This window comes from Maribacter flavus (genome assembly GCF_008386635.1).
GTDB lineage: Bacteria > Bacteroidota > Bacteroidia > Flavobacteriales > Flavobacteriaceae > Maribacter > Maribacter flavus.
In genome coordinates this window covers 850,355-867,339 of the sequence record NZ_VUOE01000001.1, presented here as the reverse complement: position 1 = coordinate 867,339, position 16,985 = coordinate 850,355, and the positions used below count along the sequence as shown (strand labels likewise).

Annotated in this window: 18 protein-coding genes; 13 read left to right on the top strand and 5 right to left on the bottom strand. The window is 44.1% G+C overall.

Annotated features, from left to right (window positions below):
• Window positions 1-41 precede the first annotated feature (41 nt).
• The 4 genes from hutG to hutH form a co-directional block, all read right to left on the bottom strand.
• Entirely contained in the window at window positions 42-1,019 is a 978-nt protein-coding gene (gene hutG / locus F0361_RS03845) for a formimidoylglutamase (RefSeq protein WP_154917290.1), read from the bottom strand.
• A 141-nt stretch (window positions 1,020-1,160) separates the two neighbouring features.
• Complete coding sequence (locus F0361_RS03840) at window positions 1,161-3,164, bottom strand: urocanate hydratase (protein WP_154917289.1); 2,004 nt, start codon at window positions 3,162-3,164, stop codon at window positions 1,161-1,163.
• Window positions 3,165-3,172: 8 nt separating this feature from the next.
• Window positions 3,173-4,423, bottom strand: coding sequence for an imidazolonepropionase (gene hutI / locus F0361_RS03835; protein ID WP_154917288.1), 1,251 nt, complete (start codon window positions 4,421-4,423; stop codon window positions 3,173-3,175).
• Between the two features lie 3 nt (window positions 4,424-4,426).
• Window positions 4,427-6,001: a histidine ammonia-lyase gene (hutH, locus tag F0361_RS03830; RefSeq protein ID WP_154917287.1), complete on the bottom strand. Its 1,575-nt coding sequence runs from the start codon at window positions 5,999-6,001 to the stop codon at window positions 4,427-4,429.
• Between the two features lie 85 nt (window positions 6,002-6,086).
• Between hutH and F0361_RS03825 the strand changes: the two genes are divergently transcribed.
• The 4 genes from F0361_RS03825 to F0361_RS03810 all read left to right on the top strand — a co-directional run bounded on the left by F0361_RS03825 (window position 6,087) and on the right by F0361_RS03810 (window position 9,328).
• Complete coding sequence (locus F0361_RS03825) at window positions 6,087-6,974, top strand: LysR family transcriptional regulator (RefSeq protein ID WP_154917286.1); 888 nt, start codon at window positions 6,087-6,089, stop codon at window positions 6,972-6,974.
• A gap of 77 nt (window positions 6,975-7,051) precedes the next feature.
• Window positions 7,052-7,753: a hypothetical protein gene (locus tag F0361_RS03820; protein WP_154917285.1), complete on the top strand. Its 702-nt coding sequence runs from the start codon at window positions 7,052-7,054 to the stop codon at window positions 7,751-7,753.
• A gap of 15 nt (window positions 7,754-7,768) precedes the next feature.
• On the top strand, window positions 7,769-8,629 hold the full coding sequence (locus tag F0361_RS03815) for a hypothetical protein (protein ID WP_154917284.1): 861 nt from the start codon (window positions 7,769-7,771) through the stop codon (window positions 8,627-8,629).
• 144 nt (window positions 8,630-8,773) lie between these two features.
• The gene (locus F0361_RS03810; protein WP_154917283.1) at window positions 8,774-9,328 is read left to right on the top strand and encodes a nitroreductase family protein; all 555 of its coding nucleotides are present in this window, start codon (window positions 8,774-8,776) and stop codon (window positions 9,326-9,328) included.
• On the opposite strand, the gene F0361_RS03805 is transcribed toward F0361_RS03810, so the two are convergent.
• A complete protein-coding gene (locus tag F0361_RS03805) occupies window positions 9,325-9,834 on the bottom strand; it encodes a DUF456 domain-containing protein (RefSeq protein WP_154917282.1) in 510 nt (169 codons plus the stop codon). The two genes, F0361_RS03810 and F0361_RS03805, sit on opposite strands and share 4 nt — an antisense overlap.
• A gap of 197 nt (window positions 9,835-10,031) precedes the next feature.
• On the opposite strand from F0361_RS03805, the gene F0361_RS03800 reads away from it, so the two are divergent.
• From F0361_RS03800 to F0361_RS03760, 9 genes are all read left to right on the top strand, one after another.
• Window positions 10,032-10,394 (top strand): BlaI/MecI/CopY family transcriptional regulator, encoded by a 363-nt coding sequence (locus tag F0361_RS03800; RefSeq protein WP_138257743.1) that lies wholly within the window; start codon window positions 10,032-10,034, stop codon window positions 10,392-10,394.
• A complete protein-coding gene (locus tag F0361_RS03795) occupies window positions 10,391-12,295 on the top strand; it encodes a TonB family protein (RefSeq protein WP_154917281.1) in 1,905 nt (634 codons plus the stop codon). Before F0361_RS03800 ends, F0361_RS03795 begins: the two co-directional genes overlap by 4 nt.
• Window positions 12,296-12,528: 233 nt before the next feature.
• A complete protein-coding gene (locus F0361_RS03790) occupies window positions 12,529-13,005 on the top strand; it encodes a hypothetical protein (protein ID WP_154917280.1) in 477 nt (158 codons plus the stop codon).
• A 3-nt stretch (window positions 13,006-13,008) separates the two neighbouring features.
• Window positions 13,009-13,566, top strand: coding sequence for a crossover junction endodeoxyribonuclease RuvC (ruvC, locus tag F0361_RS03785; RefSeq protein WP_154917279.1), 558 nt, complete (start codon window positions 13,009-13,011; stop codon window positions 13,564-13,566).
• Between the two features lie 35 nt (window positions 13,567-13,601).
• On the top strand, window positions 13,602-13,958 hold the full coding sequence (locus F0361_RS03780) for a four helix bundle protein (protein WP_154917278.1): 357 nt from the start codon (window positions 13,602-13,604) through the stop codon (window positions 13,956-13,958).
• Between the two features lie 99 nt (window positions 13,959-14,057).
• Entirely contained in the window at window positions 14,058-15,224 is a 1,167-nt protein-coding gene (gene hemW / locus F0361_RS03775; RefSeq protein WP_154917277.1) for a radical SAM family heme chaperone HemW, read from the top strand.
• Window positions 15,225-15,256: 32 nt separating this feature from the next.
• On the top strand, window positions 15,257-16,009 hold the full coding sequence (locus F0361_RS03770) for a cyclase family protein (RefSeq protein WP_154917276.1): 753 nt from the start codon (window positions 15,257-15,259) through the stop codon (window positions 16,007-16,009).
• A complete protein-coding gene (locus tag F0361_RS03765; protein ID WP_154917275.1) occupies window positions 16,006-16,365 on the top strand; it encodes a DUF4260 domain-containing protein in 360 nt (119 codons plus the stop codon). Before F0361_RS03770 ends, F0361_RS03765 begins: the two co-directional genes overlap by 4 nt.
• Window positions 16,358-16,981, top strand: coding sequence for a DUF4230 domain-containing protein (locus F0361_RS03760; RefSeq protein WP_154917274.1), 624 nt, complete (start codon window positions 16,358-16,360; stop codon window positions 16,979-16,981). The genes F0361_RS03765 and F0361_RS03760 overlap by 8 nt, the downstream gene beginning before the upstream one ends.
• Window positions 16,982-16,985: the final 4 nt, after the last annotated feature.

Sequence of the window (16,985 nt, the reverse complement as noted above, 5' to 3'; positions counted from 1 at the left end):
ATCCGTTGGTTGAACTAATTCCGCTTGAATGCGGAATCTTTTCAGTTACGTTCAGCATGTAAAACGTAATGCACTAAGGATGCCGCCAATTTTGCCGTTTGATCGTCCCTATCAAAATCCGGATTTAATTCTGCAATGTCCAAAACCCTAAGTTTACCGGTTGCCATAATGGTCTTTAGGGATTCTAGGACAACATCCGGGGTGAAACCCATGGGCGAGGGAGCACTTACCCCGGGTGCGTAGGCCGAAGAAAATCCGTCCAAATCAATGGTCACATAGATGTGGTCCACATTGCCTGTAAAGGCATTGATCCAGGCGTTTATCTCATTGTGGAATTGGATTCTAAAAGTGTCCCGCATGATGTACTTAACATCCAGTTCCTTGGCCGTTTCAAAGAGAATCCTGTCATTCGCATCTTGTCTGATACCCAAACAGAGATACTTGAAAAGGGTGCCGTCCGCTTGGCAGTCCTGGGCTATTTGGTAAAACGGGGTTCCGGAATTGTTCACAGTGTGACCGTTGTCTTGTCTGTTGTTTCTTAGGTCAAAATGGGCGTCAAAATTTATGATACCGATGGTTTCCCCTTTTGCAACATATTTTTTGAGTCCGTTGTAGCTGCCGTAGGCCATATCGTGTCCGCCGCCAAGTACGATGGGGAAGTGTTTATGTTGAAGCAATTGGCAAATGGAATCGCTGAGGGCCCGTTGGGTTACTTCCATATCGCCTTCCAAACATTGTAGTGTGCCCACATCATAGAGCAGCGTCTCCGTGGGAAGATGGTTGGGCAGTTTGCCAAAGTGCTTTCGGATGGCATCCGGGCCATTTACGGCACCAGGCCGACCCAAATTTCTTTTCACCCCTTCATCGCAGGCATAGCCCAAAAGGGCAAAGCATTTTTTGGAAGCAACCGTTGATACGTTGGAAATAGGAACGCAAGAAATCTTTTCATGTAAATACAGTTGCCGCCCCGTAGGCCTTCCAGTGTATATCTCCGAAAAAGTTTCTGCGTAGTTGCTCATATATTTTTTTTAATGCTAGGGTCGCCCTAAAATATGTATTTGTCCGGTCGAGGGCAGTCGAGACCTTCTTTCCTAGTTGCAAATTATGACGACCTCCCGACTGCCTTCGAGGAGACAAAAGAACTATCCGATTGATTCCTGCTAAAGGAATAATTTTTCCAAAACGTGGTCCTCCACGAAGTTAGGTAAATTAACGCGTAAGTTGGGTGTGCGCTCCATTTCCCTTTGTAATGCGAAGATGGCTTCCTTGTTTCGGGCCCAACTTCTTCGGGCGATGCCATTGTTTACATCAAAGAACAACATGTTTTTTAATCGGTTCGATGCTTCCTTTGTCCCGTCGAGCACCATGCCAAAACCGCCGTTGATGACCTCGCCCCAACCTACGCCGCCACCGTTGTGGATGGATACCCAGGTGGCACCCCTAAAGCTGTCGCCGATTACATTGTGGATGGCCATATCTGCCGTGAACTTACTTCCGTCGTAAATATTACTGGTTTCCCTATACGGACTGTCCGTGCCGCTTACGTCATGGTGGTCCCTACCCAAAACAACCGGCGAGGAAATTTCGCCCGACTTCACCGCTTGGTTAAAGGATTCGGCAATGGCTGCCCTACCTTCCGCATCCGCATATAAAATCCGTGCCTGGGAACCCACGACCAAGTTGTTTTCTTCGGCCTCTTGGATCCATTTGATGTTATCGTCCATTTGTTGCCGAATCTCAGCTGGTGCGGTCGTTTTTATACCTAACATCACCTCCAGCGCAATCTGGTCCGTTTTATGTAAATCCTCCGGATTCCCCGACGTGCAGACCCATCGAAACGGACCAAATCCAAAATCGAAACACATAGGTCCCAATATATCCTGAACATAAGAAGGATATTTAAAATCAACTTGGTTTTCTGCCATTACCTCTGCTCCGGCCCTGGACGCTTCCAACAAAAAGGCGTTACCGTAGTCAAAGAAATAGCAACCTCGTTCCGTATGCTTGTTGATGGCACTGGCATGTCTCCGTAGCGATTCCTGAACCTTGGCTTTGAAAAGTTCGGGATTTGTGCTCATCAATTCGTTGGCCTCTTCATAACCGAGTCCCACGGGGTAATAGCCCCCGGCCCAAGGATTGTGCAAGGAGGTCTGGTCCGAACCCAAATGCACAAAAATGTTTTCTTTATAGAAGCGCTCCCAAACATCCACTACATTTCCTATATAGGCCAATGAAACAACTTCTTTTTGTGCGATGGCGGTTTTGGTTCGTTCAAGAAGGTTGTCAATACTTTCCAAAAGTTCATCCACCCAACCCTGTTCAAAGCGTTTTCGGGCGGCCGCCGGATTCACTTCGGCGCAGACGGTAATGCAGCCCGCAATGTTTCCAGCTTTGGGCTGGGCCCCGCTCATACCGCCCAGTCCGGCCGTAAGGAAGATTTTACCTTCGGGTGTTTCTCCAGATTTCAACACTTTTCTAAAGGCGTTCATGACTGTAATCGTAGTGCCATGAACAATGCCCTGCGGACCTATGTACATATACGAACCTGCCGTCATTTGCCCGTATTGCGTGACACCCAAGGCGTTAAAACGTTCCCAGTCATCAGGTTTGGAATAATTGGGAATCATCATACCGTTGGTCACGACCACCCTAGGGGCTTCCTTGGAAGACGGGAACAAGCCCATGGGATGCCCGGAATAGATGTGAAGCGTTTGTTCTTCGGTCATCGTGGCCAAAAATTTCATGGTCAAAAGGTATTGGGCCCAATTCTGAAAAACGGCGCCATTGCCCCCGTAGGTAATCAATTCTTCCGGATGTTGGGCCACCGCAGGGTCCAAGTTGTTCTGGATCATTAACATTATAGCGGCCGCTTGGGAAGTCTTGGCGGGATATTCGGAAATGGGTCGGGCGTACATTTTATAATCGGGCATGAAGCGGTACATGTAAATCCGACCGTATTCCATGAGTTCTTGAGCGAATTCTTCCGCAAGTTCTTGATGCCATTCCCGTGGAAAATACCGCAGCGCATTGCGTATGGCCAGTTTTTTTTCTTCGGTTGAAAGGATATCCTTTCTTTTTGGGGCGTGTGAAACGGTGGAAGAACGTTCTTTTTTCTTTGGTAGTTCCGATGGGATTCCCGCAAGAATCTGTGCTTTAAAATCCATGCTAGTCTTTAGGCTTTATGCTTGTTGTACACCAAATTTCCGTTTTTCCAGACCATGCAGGGTTTCAGGTTTCCTTGGTTGTACAGGATTTCCTGATAGTTATCGGTATGGAAAAGGCTAAAATCCGCCAAGTATCCCTTGGCCAGTTTCCCCCGGTCCTTCAGCCCCAAGGCAGCGGCCGCCCTTACGGTAATTCCGGCCAGGACCTCCGCATTCGATAATTTTTCAAAAGCACCCAATATGGCCGCTTGGGTCAATAGATCGCCCATGGGGGCGGAACCCGGGTTGTGGTCGCTTGCAATGGCCAAAGTGGCCCCGGTATCCAATAATTTTCTTGCCGGTGTAAAATTACAGCCAAGTCCCAATGAGGCCCCCGGTAAGGCCGTGGCGATGGTATTGCTTTTGGCCAAAAGTTCAATCTCTATATCCGTGCTGGCCTCCAGATGGTCTGCACTGATGGCATCAAAATCAACCGCCACTTTGCTACCGCCCGTGGAAAATTGGTCGGCATGCACCGTGATATCAAATCCAAGTTGTTTGGCCGCTTCAAAATACGGGGCTATTTCCTCTGGAGTAAAGGCACTTTCTTCAATAAAAGCGTCGATTCTGTTGGTGAGATTTTCGGCCTTCAATTTTGGCAATAACTTTTGGGCCAATTCCTGTAAATATTCGGTTTTGGTACCCGCATAATCCTTGGGGAACATGTGCGCGGCAAGGCAGGTTGGGATTAGGTCCGATGGAACTTCGTTGTCGGCTTTCTGTATAGCCTGCAACATTTTAATTTCCTCGTTCAATGAAAGTCCGTATCCACTTTTCACCTCCAGCGTTGTGACGCCCGTTTTAAGGTGCCGATTGGCCAATTTTGCCGTCCTTTTTATCAAGGTTTCCTTGTCCGCCTTTCTGGTTTGGGTAACCGTATCCCAAATACCACCACCCGCTCTAGCGATTTCCAAATAGGTTTTTCCCGAATTTCTGAGCGCGTAGTCGTTGGCCCGGCTTCCCCCAAAACAAATGTGGGTGTGGGCATCGATAAAACCGGGAAGACACACATGGGCACCTGTTAATTCGTGACATTTTGCGGAAGGATGTTCTTTTTTTAGGGAAGCGTAATTTCCCGTGGCCATCACTTTTCCATCGGAAATTAATAGGCTTGCATCCTCAGTGATCCAAAGTTGACTATCGGACAGCGCACCTTTTAAGGGCAGGGTCTCCATGGTCAATAATTGTTTGAAGGGTCCGATTAATTGCAATGCTTCCATATATCAATAGCTTTCAAATTCTGCCGAATATTTCGTTTTGAGCGAAATGTTTGTGTTCTTTTCAACTTTTTCAATCACCGATATGATCGTTTTGTTTTGGATCATTTCGATGCCCTTTTCGATATCGTCCGAAAAAACACGGTCCTTCTCGGCAAAAGGTACCCTTTTCCGAACCGCTTTGTGTATTTCATCCAAAAAGATGCCCGATTTTAAGGGCTTTCTATATTCAAAGGCCTGAGCCGCCGTCAACAATTCTATAGCCAATATTTTTTCTACATTTTCTATGACGCGAAGCGCCTTCCTGCCTCCAATGGAGCCCATACTCACATGATCCTCTTGCCCTAGGGAAGTGGGGATACTGTCCGCACTGGACGGAAAGCACATCCCCTTGTTTTCGCTGGCCAGGGCCGCACTGGTGTATTGTAGTATCATGTAACCGGAATTGATCCCCGTGTCCTTCATCAACAATTTGGGTACGCCGGGACTGTTTCCTTCTAAGGCTAAATAAATGCGGCGGTCCGAAATATTTCCCACTTCCGATGCCGCCAAGCAGGCATAGTCCAGGGCCAGTGCCAAGGGCTGCCCGTGAAAGTTTCCGCCACTGATCGTGAGTTCCTCGTCAATGATGACGGGATTGTCCGTAACCGAATTCAGTTCGGTTTCCAAAAGTTCCTTCAGGTGTAACCACGCATTTCTGGAGGCACCGTGCACTTGGGGAATACAACGCAGGGAATACGGGTCCTGTACGCGGTCACAATCGATATGGTCCTCCATGATTTCTGAACCCTTTAGCAATCGCTTGACGCGCCTGGCCACATGGATATTGCCCTTAAAGGGACGTAGTTCGTGCAGTTCCTTGTAAAAGGGCTTTACGGAACCTTGCAGCCCTTCGATCATCATGGCCCCAATGATATCGGCTTGGGACAAAACCGAATGCAATTTTTCCACGACCTTGACGGCGTGGGCGGCAATGAACTGGGTTCCGTTGATAAGGGCGAGCCCTTCCTTGGGCCCCAAGTTTAGGGATGCCAGTCCCGTTTTTTCAAATAAGGTCTGTGTCGGGATAATTTTACCTTGATAATCGACCTTGCCCAGCCCTATGAGGGGAAGGAACAAATGCGATAAGGGAGCCAGATCACCCGACGCTCCAACGGAACCTTGGGAGGGGACCACAGGTATCGCATCGTTTTCTATGTGCCAAATAATTCGTTCCAAGGTGTCAAGCGCGATGCCGGAATATCCTTTTGCCAAGGAATGGGCCTTCAAAATCAGCATGATTTTGGCCAATTCCCTAGAAATAGGCTCTCCAACGCCCACACTATGGCTTTTAAGGATGTTTGTCTGTAAAATGCGCGTCTCCTCTTTGGAAATTTTTGTGGTGCATAGCGGCCCAAAGCCCGTATTGATCCCGTAAACAGGATGTCCTTTTTCCACGATGGATGTGACTACCTGCGAACTGTTCTCGATCCTTTTTTCAACCGATTGGGAAAGAACAATTGTAGTACCTCCTTTTCCAATACTTAAGACCTTACCTACAGTAAGCCAGTCTTCTCCAAATTTAAAGGTGTCCAACGCCAAAATTTGCCTTTTAGATATTAGTTTTATAAAGATATTGTTTAAGTTTGATAATTACCAATACCATTTTGTTGAACAATCGATAACTATGAGTTCTCAAATAGAATTACGGCACCTTACGTATTTTTTGGCGGTAGCCGATGAACTACATTTTAGAAAGGCTGCGGAAAAGCTCTTTATCTCCCAACCGGGACTGTCACGCCAAATAAAGCAAATGGAGGAAATATTGCAGGCGGAACTTTTCGTGAGGGATAAAAAGAAGGTTGCACTGACCCCTGCAGGCCATTACCTGAAGCACCAATCCGAATCGCTGTTTAAACAATTAAAGGAGATAAAACGACAATTACAGCTGATGGGGGAGGGCGATACGGGTGAAATTCGGATCGGGTTTTTGGGTTCCGCCATGCAGGATGTCATCCCAAATCTGCTCTTAAAATTGAGGGATACCTTTCCAAAGATAAAGACCTCTTTGGAGGAGCTGTCCAATTTGAACCAAGTGGATGCTGTTTTAAAGGGAGATTTGGATATAGGCTTTGTTCGATTGGCCAAAGTTCCGGCCAATTTGCACATGCGAACGGTCTATGAGGACACCTTCTCCTTGGTATTGCCCGAAAGCTATCCCATGCTTACAAGGGAATACTCGGGGATGGAACGCTTTTCCGAAGATAACTTTATTTTGTTCAGTCAGGATTACAGTCCCTATTACTACGAAACAATCATGAGCATCTGTTCCGATGCGGGATTCGTACCCAAGGTTTCCCATAAATCCGTGCACGCCCAGACCATTTTTAAATTAGTGGAGAACAATTTGGGCATTGCCATTGTCCCAACGGCCCTACAATATGGCTTTCAAATGCGGGTGAAGTTTATAGAGCTCAGGGATATTGAACAAAAGGCACTGCTATCTGCCATTTGGAAAAAGGAACATAGGAATCCGGTTTTACAGAACTGCATCGATTTGTTGTTTGGTTCTTGATGAAAGGAACGCACCGTTAGACTTCCTTTTGGAAGAATTTAAAAACTAAAGGAATTTCAAATAAAAACTAAATTGGAGTGGCGCTATTCTCTTATCATTTAGTGGAAATTAATTTTTTCCACGCGCTGAAGGGCATACTCTTTCCACCTATTTCCAAGGGAACAAAGGGATTGGTGCATTCAGAATATATGACAGCCATGACCTTAGGTTCGCCGATTTTATCGACTGCAAGAGTACTCATTGGGCAAGTAGCTGTTTTTATGCAATGGGAGGAAGAAACCGCACTTAATCACTATCTAGAGAATGACCATTTTGGCAAGGTTCTTTCTAGCGGTTGGCACGTTCGCTTGTCGTTTACAAGACAATGGGGACAATACGAGGGATTCAAAATTCCGGAATACAATAAGAAGTTAGATAGCATGAATGGCCCCGTTGTTGCAGTAACCATTGCCCGGATGAAGCCTGTTTCGGTACCCAGATTCATAAACTGGGGCAGACCAGTTGAAAAACTGGTAAGGGACCATCCCAGTACAACACTCGCATTGGCCGCTGTAAAGTTTCCGAATACGGTTTCCACTTTTTCTATTTGGAAATCTGTAAAGGAGATGGAGGATATGGTACAAGGCCATAGTAAAGTTGAAAATCCAAAAAGGCATATAGACGCAATGAAAGAAAGGGAGAGAAAGGACTTTCATTTTGAGTTTACCACACTTCGGTTCAAGCCTCTGGCGGAGTTTGGCACTTGGAAAGGCAGTACTAATTTTATTCCCAAAGGATAGGGTATTTCAATAATAATGGGAGTAGCTAGGAAAAATCAAAGTGTACAGGACTGGATTACCCAACAATGGGTGATTCTTTTTGGCCAAAAGATTGATAAATCGAGATTCGAGTGGCTCTTTGGGCCCTTTGGTGGAATAAATGGAATAGGTTTAAAATATATAAAGGAACTAGCCCACAATGAAAACCTGTTAATCGATAATCAACGAAAGGATAAGGGATTACTGGATTCCATCATGGATTTAGGGCTTTCCGAAAATGATATGAAAAAGCTCTCTCCCGATGTTATTGATTTTTACGAGAACACTTCGAACTACGATCTTGTTCTGAAAGCTAAATGGAACCCGTTATTCAAGGCTTTTGGCATATTGGTAAAAATTATCTTTAGTAAGAGAATTGAGCAGCTTAATGTTCCCATTAAGAATTTGGAAGGTTCCATGGGACTAACCAGTGAAATAATAAAATTGGTGGATTCCCAAACCAATAAGGTCAAAAGAACGGTGTGGCTGAGAACTTTTAAATCCACGGGTGAAGTAGTATATTCAGGGGTATATGGAACTTGTGTTTTGCCCAATGGACCCACGTGTATCAAAGCGGTTTTTCCGTTACCTAATGGAAATGCCACCGTTATTTTAGCCCCTACAGTTGGTGAGAATGGTGAATTGATATTGGATTCATCAGGCAAAAAAATAGGGGATAGCGGATTTTACTTTTTGCTTATGGATTCGAAAAGTGAAATATGGACAAAATTTATCAGGTCCTTCAAGGATACATTGGTCGTGGGTAGCGAAAATGGTAGGATTACCGCGACACAAACCTTGACTTTATGGAATCTTAAAGTGCTTAGATTTGTATATGGTATCCGCAAAGTGTTATAAAGAAGGTCTAAAAATAGGAACCTGAAGCAGTTTTCATATTTTTTTTGGCGAAGCAGTACGAAGGTAATATATGGCCTATGTCCTATATTTGTTATGGATGAACATTCATTCTTCTAAAGGGATTTTAACGTAATATAAAACTCTATGGTATTTGATTTGATTAAAAAAAGAAGGTCGGTATTTCCACCTCAATATATAGAAAAGGAACTATCCAAAACCGATTTGGAGCGCATATTGGAGGCCGCCAATTGGGCGCCAACGCATAAAAAAACGGAACCATGGCGATTTAAGGTACTACGGGGAAAATCCAAGGAAGCCTTGGGCGCATTCCTGTCCAAAAAATATGAGGATACTGATGCACGACCCCAACAGATCAAGATCAAAAAGTTACGCGCCAACGCCGATCAATCCGCAGCGGTGATAGCCATCTGTATGCAGCGAGACCCTAAGGAGAGCCTTCCCGAGTGGGAAGAGGTGGCCGCGGTTGCCATGGCCGTGCAGAACATGTGGTTATGTTGTACCGAGCTGGGAATTGGGTGTTATTGGAGCTCCCCGGGAATTATTAAGTACATGGATGAATTTTTCGACATTGCCGTAGGGGAAAAATGCCTAGGATTTTTGTACATGGGCTATTATGATGGCGATGTGCCGGTATCTACAAGAAATCCAATTTCGGAAAAAACCGTTTGGCTGGATTAATTAAAATACGGAAACAACGCCGTTCTGTACTCCCAAGCGGTGGAGATGAACAGTCCCAAATAGACCACGGCGACCACAAACTTCATAAACGTACCGGTAAGGAAACCCAAAAAGGAACCAAAGGCAGCTTTTAGGGCCGTTTTGTTATCGGCTTTCGCCGATAGTTCCCCTAGAAAGGCACCTACAAAAGGACCAATAATGATTCCTCCAGGTATAGGTGCGAGCAATCCAACTATGAGGCCGATGGTCGTACCTATCATCCCTGCCCGTGTTCCGCCAAATTTCTTCGTACCCATGGCAGGAATGATATAATCAAGCGCAAATACAATGAGTGCAATGGCGAGGGTGATGCCCAACACCCACCAACTGTTGGGAATGGCCTTAGTAAGGTATAAAAGTAAGAGTCCGATCCAACTAATAGGTGGTCCCGGAAGTACGGGGAGAAAGCTGCCAAGGATGCCTAGCAGCATAAAAATAAACCCGATAATCAATAGTGCTATATCCATATGACGATTGGACGAAAATAGGTCAAAAATGTTACAAGTGTCATACTGAAATCAATTTTTTAACTAAAAAATTAGTTTAAACTAAATATTTAGTTATATTAGCGATGAGATTTACGAATCGAACTGCTACCCTGAGCGGAGTCGAAGGGTGCTATAACTGAAATTTGTATTTAGAATAAAAATAAAAACCTAAAGTAATGAAGCAATTAACAAAGGCCGAAGAGGAGGTAATGCAGGTATTATGGCAATTGGAAAAATCGAACGTAGCGGGTGTCATTGATGAATTGCCCGAACCCAAGCCGGCCTACAACACCGTTTCCACCATCATTCGGATTTTGGAGAGCAAGGGCTTTGTGGACCATGAGAAGGAGGGAAAGGGATACCTCTATTATCCAATCGTGAAAAAATCGGATTACAGCAACCAAAGCATCAACAAATTGGTGGACGGTTATTTTCAGGGCTCCTTCAAGAGTATGGTTTCTTTTTTCATGAAGAAGAACGATATGAGCCTGTCCGAATTGGAGTCCATTATGAACGAAATAAAAAAGGACAAGAAATGATACAGTATATCCTAGAGTGCATCGCCTTTCAATTGGTGTTCCTCGTTATTTATGATTTTTTCCTTAAGCGCGAGACCTTCTTTCAATGGAACCGGGTCTATCTGTTGGCCACATTTGCCGCATCCTTGGCCTTGCCCTGGGTAAAAATAGAGGCATTTAAAAACGAAGCCCCCGTTTTATTAGGGTATTCCGAGTATTTATGGAACCTTCAGCCGACGGCTATCGTGGGAGTTGGAACTGCTCCGGCGGCAATGGAAATTACTTGGCTCATCGTCCTATTTTTCATTGGGTGCGGAATGGCTGTCATTGCCTTTGTCGTGAAACTTTGGCGCTTGCGAACCTTAAAGTTGACGGGGAAGGTACAAGTTTATAGGGACCATAGAAGGATTCTGATCCCTCAGAGTAATGTGGCCTTTTCGTTCCTAAAGTCTATTTTCTTAGGAGAGAATTTTAGTCGTAAGGAAACCGAATCCATTGTAGCACATGAGATGGTCCATATTAGGCAGTGGCACACCTTGGACCTACTGTTTTTCGAGGTCGTGCGAATCGTGTTTTGGTTCAATCCCTTGGTTTATGTTTATCAAAACCGACTCACGGAACTGCACGAATTTATCGCCGATGCCCAGGTTCCCAAACAAGAGCTACAGGAACACTGTGAAATGCTGTTGTCCCAAGCGTTCGAAGTCCGGAATTTTTCCTTCATCAATCCATTTTTTAAATCAACATTAATCAAAAAACGAATAGTCATGTTACAAAAATCAAAATCAAAAAAAATCTGGCAGTTAAAGTATTTGGTATTGGTACCCCTGGTACTCGGTATGTTATTCTATACCTCGTGTGAAAGCGAGGCAAATTCCAAAGAGAATATGGAAGCTACTTCCTTAAAATCCAATATGGTTCCATTTTCAGAAGTAGATGCTGTACCCATTTTTCCGGGCTGTGAGAATTCCGAGGACAAAAGGGCGTGTTTCAATCAAAAAATCATGGAACACATCAGTAAAAACTTTAATTATCCAGAGGAAGCCCTTGAGCAAAACATTGAAGGTAGGGTGAGTGTTATGTTTACCATAAATTCAGAGGGAAGTATAGTTAATATCGAAAAGCGCGGTCCCCATCCTCTTTTGGAGGAGGAAGTGGAACGGATCATCTCCAAGCTTCCTAAAATGGAACCGGGTTTAAAGGATGGTAAGACCGTAAACATACCTTATTCCATTCCCGTAGTTTTTCAACTGGATGGAACGTCGGCCCAAACAATTCGGGCAAAGAAATCCTTAGAATCGAATGCCGTACCATTTGGCGAAGTAGATGCAGTACCCATTTTCCCAGGCTGCGAAAATGCTAGTGATACCCGTGCCTGTTTCAATGAAAAAATAATGCGGCATATCGGCAAGAATTTCAGCTATCCCCAAGAAGCACAGGACAAGGGAATTGAAGGTAGGGTAAGTGCCCTTTTTACGATTTCAAAAGAAGGAAACGTTGAAAATATTGCCATGCGCGGACCTGATAAACTTTTGGAGGATGAGGTCGAGCGAATCTTAAAGCGTTTGCCAGTAATGAAACCAGGTAAAAATAAGGGTGAGGAAGTGGCGGTTGCTTATTCGGTTCCTGTGACTTTTAAATTAAAGGATACGAACGAGGAGGAAGCCAGTAATGAAATAGAAGATTTTTTACAGGTAACTGGCGCACTGGCAGTTGACGATGGTTCTAATGTCTTTAAAGGCAAGGTAATGGATAGTGAATTCATGGGAATACCTGGGGTTAATATAATGGTTGCGGGGAGTAATATGGCTGTTATTTCTGAATTTGACGGTCAATTTTCGGTTGAAGCATCGGAAGGACAAATTATAGAATTTCGATATGAAGGTTTACCTACAAAAAGGATAAAAGTTTCTGGATATTGAATAAAAAATGGTCTGGATAGGTTGTTCTTATAATTATAGACCTGTCAGGTTTTCAAAACCTGACAGGTCTAATACTTCAAAATACTTTCTATATAAATTATTAGACTGGTAATTGATACAGCTTACCTTACCAAAATAGCAACCAAACGCATTTCCGATCTCAAGGCAGAAATCCACTTTTCCAAAAACTAAACCCGTCAAAAATTTGTAATTTCCACCATAGATTTGGTGTCATGCAACGCATATTGGTATTGTTGGTCTTTTTAAGTTTGGGTTCCTGTAACCTTTTCCAGTCCAAGGAAAAAAGGACCCAAGAATTGATTAACGCGGAACTTCGGGAAATGGACTGGAACTCCGTGGATTCCTATCCGCTGTTTATGGAATGTGATGAAACGGCCAGCAAAGAGGCACAGAGAAAATGCTTTGAACATCAATTGACGACCCATTTCGAAAATACCTTGCGGGAATTTGAATTTACCGTTGATTCTGACCGAGGGGCCCTGGTAGATGTTATCTTTGTCATCGATGCGAAGGGGAAAATCAGTGTCGAAAAGATAATCAAGGATGCGGCCATCCTACGGCAAATGCCCGAATTTGATGGGATCATCACCCAAAGTCTCAAGAACATACCTCCCATCGCCCCGGCCCTAAAAAGGGGCATTCCGGTAAAAACAAAATTTAAGATACCCATACAATTAAACACCAAATAAGGTTTGGCGACAGAAAAAATCATTTTAGGGATAGATCCCGGAACTACGATTATGGGCTTCGGCCTTATAAAAGTAGTGGGCAAAAAGATGCAGTTCCTCCAAATGAACGAACTGCAATTGAAAAAATATGAAGACCCCTACACCAAGCTCAAATTGATCTTTGACCGCACGATTGAACTCATCGACACCTACCATCCGGATGAAATTGCGATCGAAGCACCGTTTTTTGGCAAGAACGTCCAGTCCATGCTAAAATTGGGCAGGGCACAAGGAGTTGCCATGGCGGCAGGTCTTTCCAGGCAGATACCTATTACGGAATATCTCCCAAAAAAGATAAAAATGGCCATTACGGGCAATGGGAATGCCAGTAAAGAGCAGGTGGCCAAAATGCTCCAAAGCCTACTCTCCTTAAAATCGCTCCCCAAAAATTTGGACAGCACGGACGGACTTGCGGCAGCAGTCTGTCATTTCTACAATGAAGGCAGGGTAGAGGTAGGGAAGTCGTATACTGGGTGGGAATCCTACATTAAAAGTAATCCGGGAAAGATTGGAGGTACTTAATCAATGAATAATTATCAGTTAACAATTAACAATGAATGAAAAATAATCCATTAGCTGAAAAGTCATATTTATTTGCTTTAGAGATTGTAAAAACTTCCAGATTTTTTATCGATGAGAAAAGGGAATTCATTCTTTCAAAACAGCTGCTTCGTGCAGGAACCTCTATTGGAGCTAATATTGCCGAGGCAAATGGTGCTATTTCAACAGCTGACTTTTCTTCTAAGATATCCATTGCCTACAAGGAAAGTTTAGAAACTAAGTATTGGTTGAGATTGCTTCAGGATTCTTATTATTTAGAAAAAAGTATTGCTGTTGATTTACTTGAAAGAGCGGACGAATTATCTAGAATTATGTTTTCAATATTGAAGTCCACACGAATTAATAAAGGTTAATTGAAAATATTATTATGATTATGATACTGCTAACTGTTTACTGTTAATAGCTAACTGCTTATTGTTAATTGCTAAATGATTCTTGAAAATCAGCTTCGTATGAATACTGAAAATAGCTCCCCCTTTGGGGGCGGGGGGGGCTTGTACATCCACATCCCTTTTTGCAAACAGGCCTGCCATTATTGCGATTTTCATTTTTCCACATCCCTGGGAAAAAAGGAAGCTATGATAGCCGCTTTAAAAAGGGAATTGGAATTACGAAAGTCGGAATTCGCCACTGAAAACGTGGAAACCATCTATTTTGGGGGTGGAACACCCTCGGTGCTGGAATTGGGTGAAATCCATGATTTGGTCTCGACCGTCTATAAGCATTATAAGGTGGCCGATACGCCAGAAATTACCCTGGAGGCCAATCCGGATGACCTTTCGCTCCAAAAAATCCAGGCATTGGCAAAAAGCCCCATCAACCGATTGAGCCTTGGCATACAGTCTTTTTTTGACACCGATTTAAAACTGATGAACCGTGCCCATTCTGCCGATGAAGCATCGGAATCCCTAAAAAATGCGGTACGCCATTTCGACAATATTTCCATCGACCTTATCTACGGCATGCCAGATATGACCTTGGACCGATGGAAAAAAAACATCGAAAAGGCCCTTTCCTATGGAGTGCCCCATATTTCAAGCTATGCGCTCACTATAGAGCCCAAAACGGCATTGGCCAATTTTGTGGACAAAGGATTGATTCGGCCTGCCAGTGATGAACTGGCCCAAGAGCACTTTCACCTCTTGTACGAAACATTGCTGCAGGAAGGTTTTATTTGTTACGAAATCTCCAATTTTGGCAAGCCGGGCTATTTTTCCCAGAACAATTCGGCCTACTGGCAGCAAAAGAAATATGTGGGTATCGGGCCATCGGCACATTCCTTTGACGGGATTCGCAGGGGGTGGAACATCGGCAACAACCCCAAATACATAAAGGCACTGGAAAAAGGGGAACTTCCCATGGAAACGGAAACCTTGTCCACAAAGGATAAATACAACGAGTATGTCATGACCGGCCTTCGAACCATTTGGGGCGTGGACGTAACCCGAATCCAAAAAGAGTATGGGGAAAAATTTAAGGACTATCTTTTGATGCAATCCAAAAAGTTTAGGGAAGAAGGCCTGTTGGTATTGGAGGAAAATGTACTTTCTACCACCAAAAAAGGGAAGTTTTTGGCGGATGGAATTGCCGCTGATCTGTTTATGATTAACTTGTCATAACAAACAAACCACGTAACCGATCTACAATTGTTTTGAAAGCGACCCTAACCATTAAAAAAAGGACTTATCAAGTAGACCTTTCCAAACCTTTGGATTTATCCATACCCATGACCGGTGATATTTCCAATGTGAATGCGTGGTACGTGGACCATCCCAGGATCGAGCCGCATGTGGAACATGGTTTTACGGGTAACGTAAAGCAGGGCGCAAGCACCAATTTTAATGATATCTGGTTCAACCCCCATGCCCATGGCACGCACACGGAGTGCTACGGCCATATTACCCGTGAGGTCTATTCCGTCAACGAAAAATTGAAAAACTACTTTTTTTTGGCCGAAGTCATTACGATCGCCCCGGGAAAATTGGGGGACGATTTTGTGATTTCCAAGCATCAGTTGAGCAATGCCATGAAGGGGGCAAAACCGAATGCCTTGGTGGTACGCACCTTGCCCAACACCAAGGAAAAGTTCTCAAAACAGTATTCCAATAGCAATCCCCCTTATTTTATGGAGGATGCCATGACATTTTTGGTCAACAGCGGTATAGACCATTTATTGGTAGACCTACCATCCGTGGATAAGGAAAGGGATGGCGGTGCCTTGCGTTGCCATCGAACCTTTTGGAACATGAACGGCGACATACGAAAGGAGGCCACCATTACGGAATTTATTTTTGTGCCCAACGAGGTAGCCGACGGAATGTATTTGTTGAACCTACAGGTAGCGCCGTTCGTGAATGATGCCAGCCCAAGCAGACCAGTGTTGTTTAAAATTACCGAAGTATGAGGAATTTATTGAGTTTGGAGGAAGTGGCCATGTTCGTGCTGGGCATCTTTATGTACGGACTATTGGGCTACCCTTGGTGGTTATTTTTTGTACTGCTGCTAACGCCGGATATTGGCATGCTCGGTTATCTGATGAACGAAAAGGTTGGGGCCATAGGCTATAATCTTTTTCACCATAAGGGAATTGCCATACTTTTGTATTTTTTGGGGATGTACCTTTCCATGCCGGTCGTTCAGATGATTGGGGTAATACTGTTCGCGCACGCATCTATGGACCGGATTTTTGGGTATGGACTTAAATACAATAAGGGATTTAAATACACCCATTTAGGGGAGATAGGAAAAAGGAATGGATAATATACTTGATGTCTTTTTGGGCCTTATTTTGGGCGGAATCAGCATGTATTGGCTGTTTTCCCTCTTCCGAAAAAAACAGAGCAAGGAAATTACCACGCATCAGTCCACCGTTTTATTGGAAAAGATACGCAGTGTCTGCAAGTTGATTTCGGTTGAGGGCGATTTTGCCGAAGTCTACAAGTATGAAAATACGCGGGAACGGTTTATGAGCCTTTTGAGCAGCAAAAAAAAGGCGCTCATCATCATTAAGGCGAAAGCACAGATTGGATACGATCTTAATAAAATATTGATGCATGCCGATACTGGCAAAAGGAAGATTATCCTATCCAATTTTCCAGAACCTGAGGTTTTGTCGATTGAGCCCGATTTGGAATTTTATGATATTAAAAACGGACTTTTCAATACCTTTACCCCTGATGATTTGACAAGTCTCAACACCGAGGCAAAAAAGCATATCAGGGAAAAAATACCGGAAAGCGGACTCATGGAGACCGCCAAGAAGGAAGCGTTGCAATCGGTTTTGCTCATTGAAAAAATCGTGGAGACCATTGGCTGGAAACTGGATTATTCCGCCTTGCATATTTCGGAAAAGGACAAGAGACTACTCGAACAATAAACTT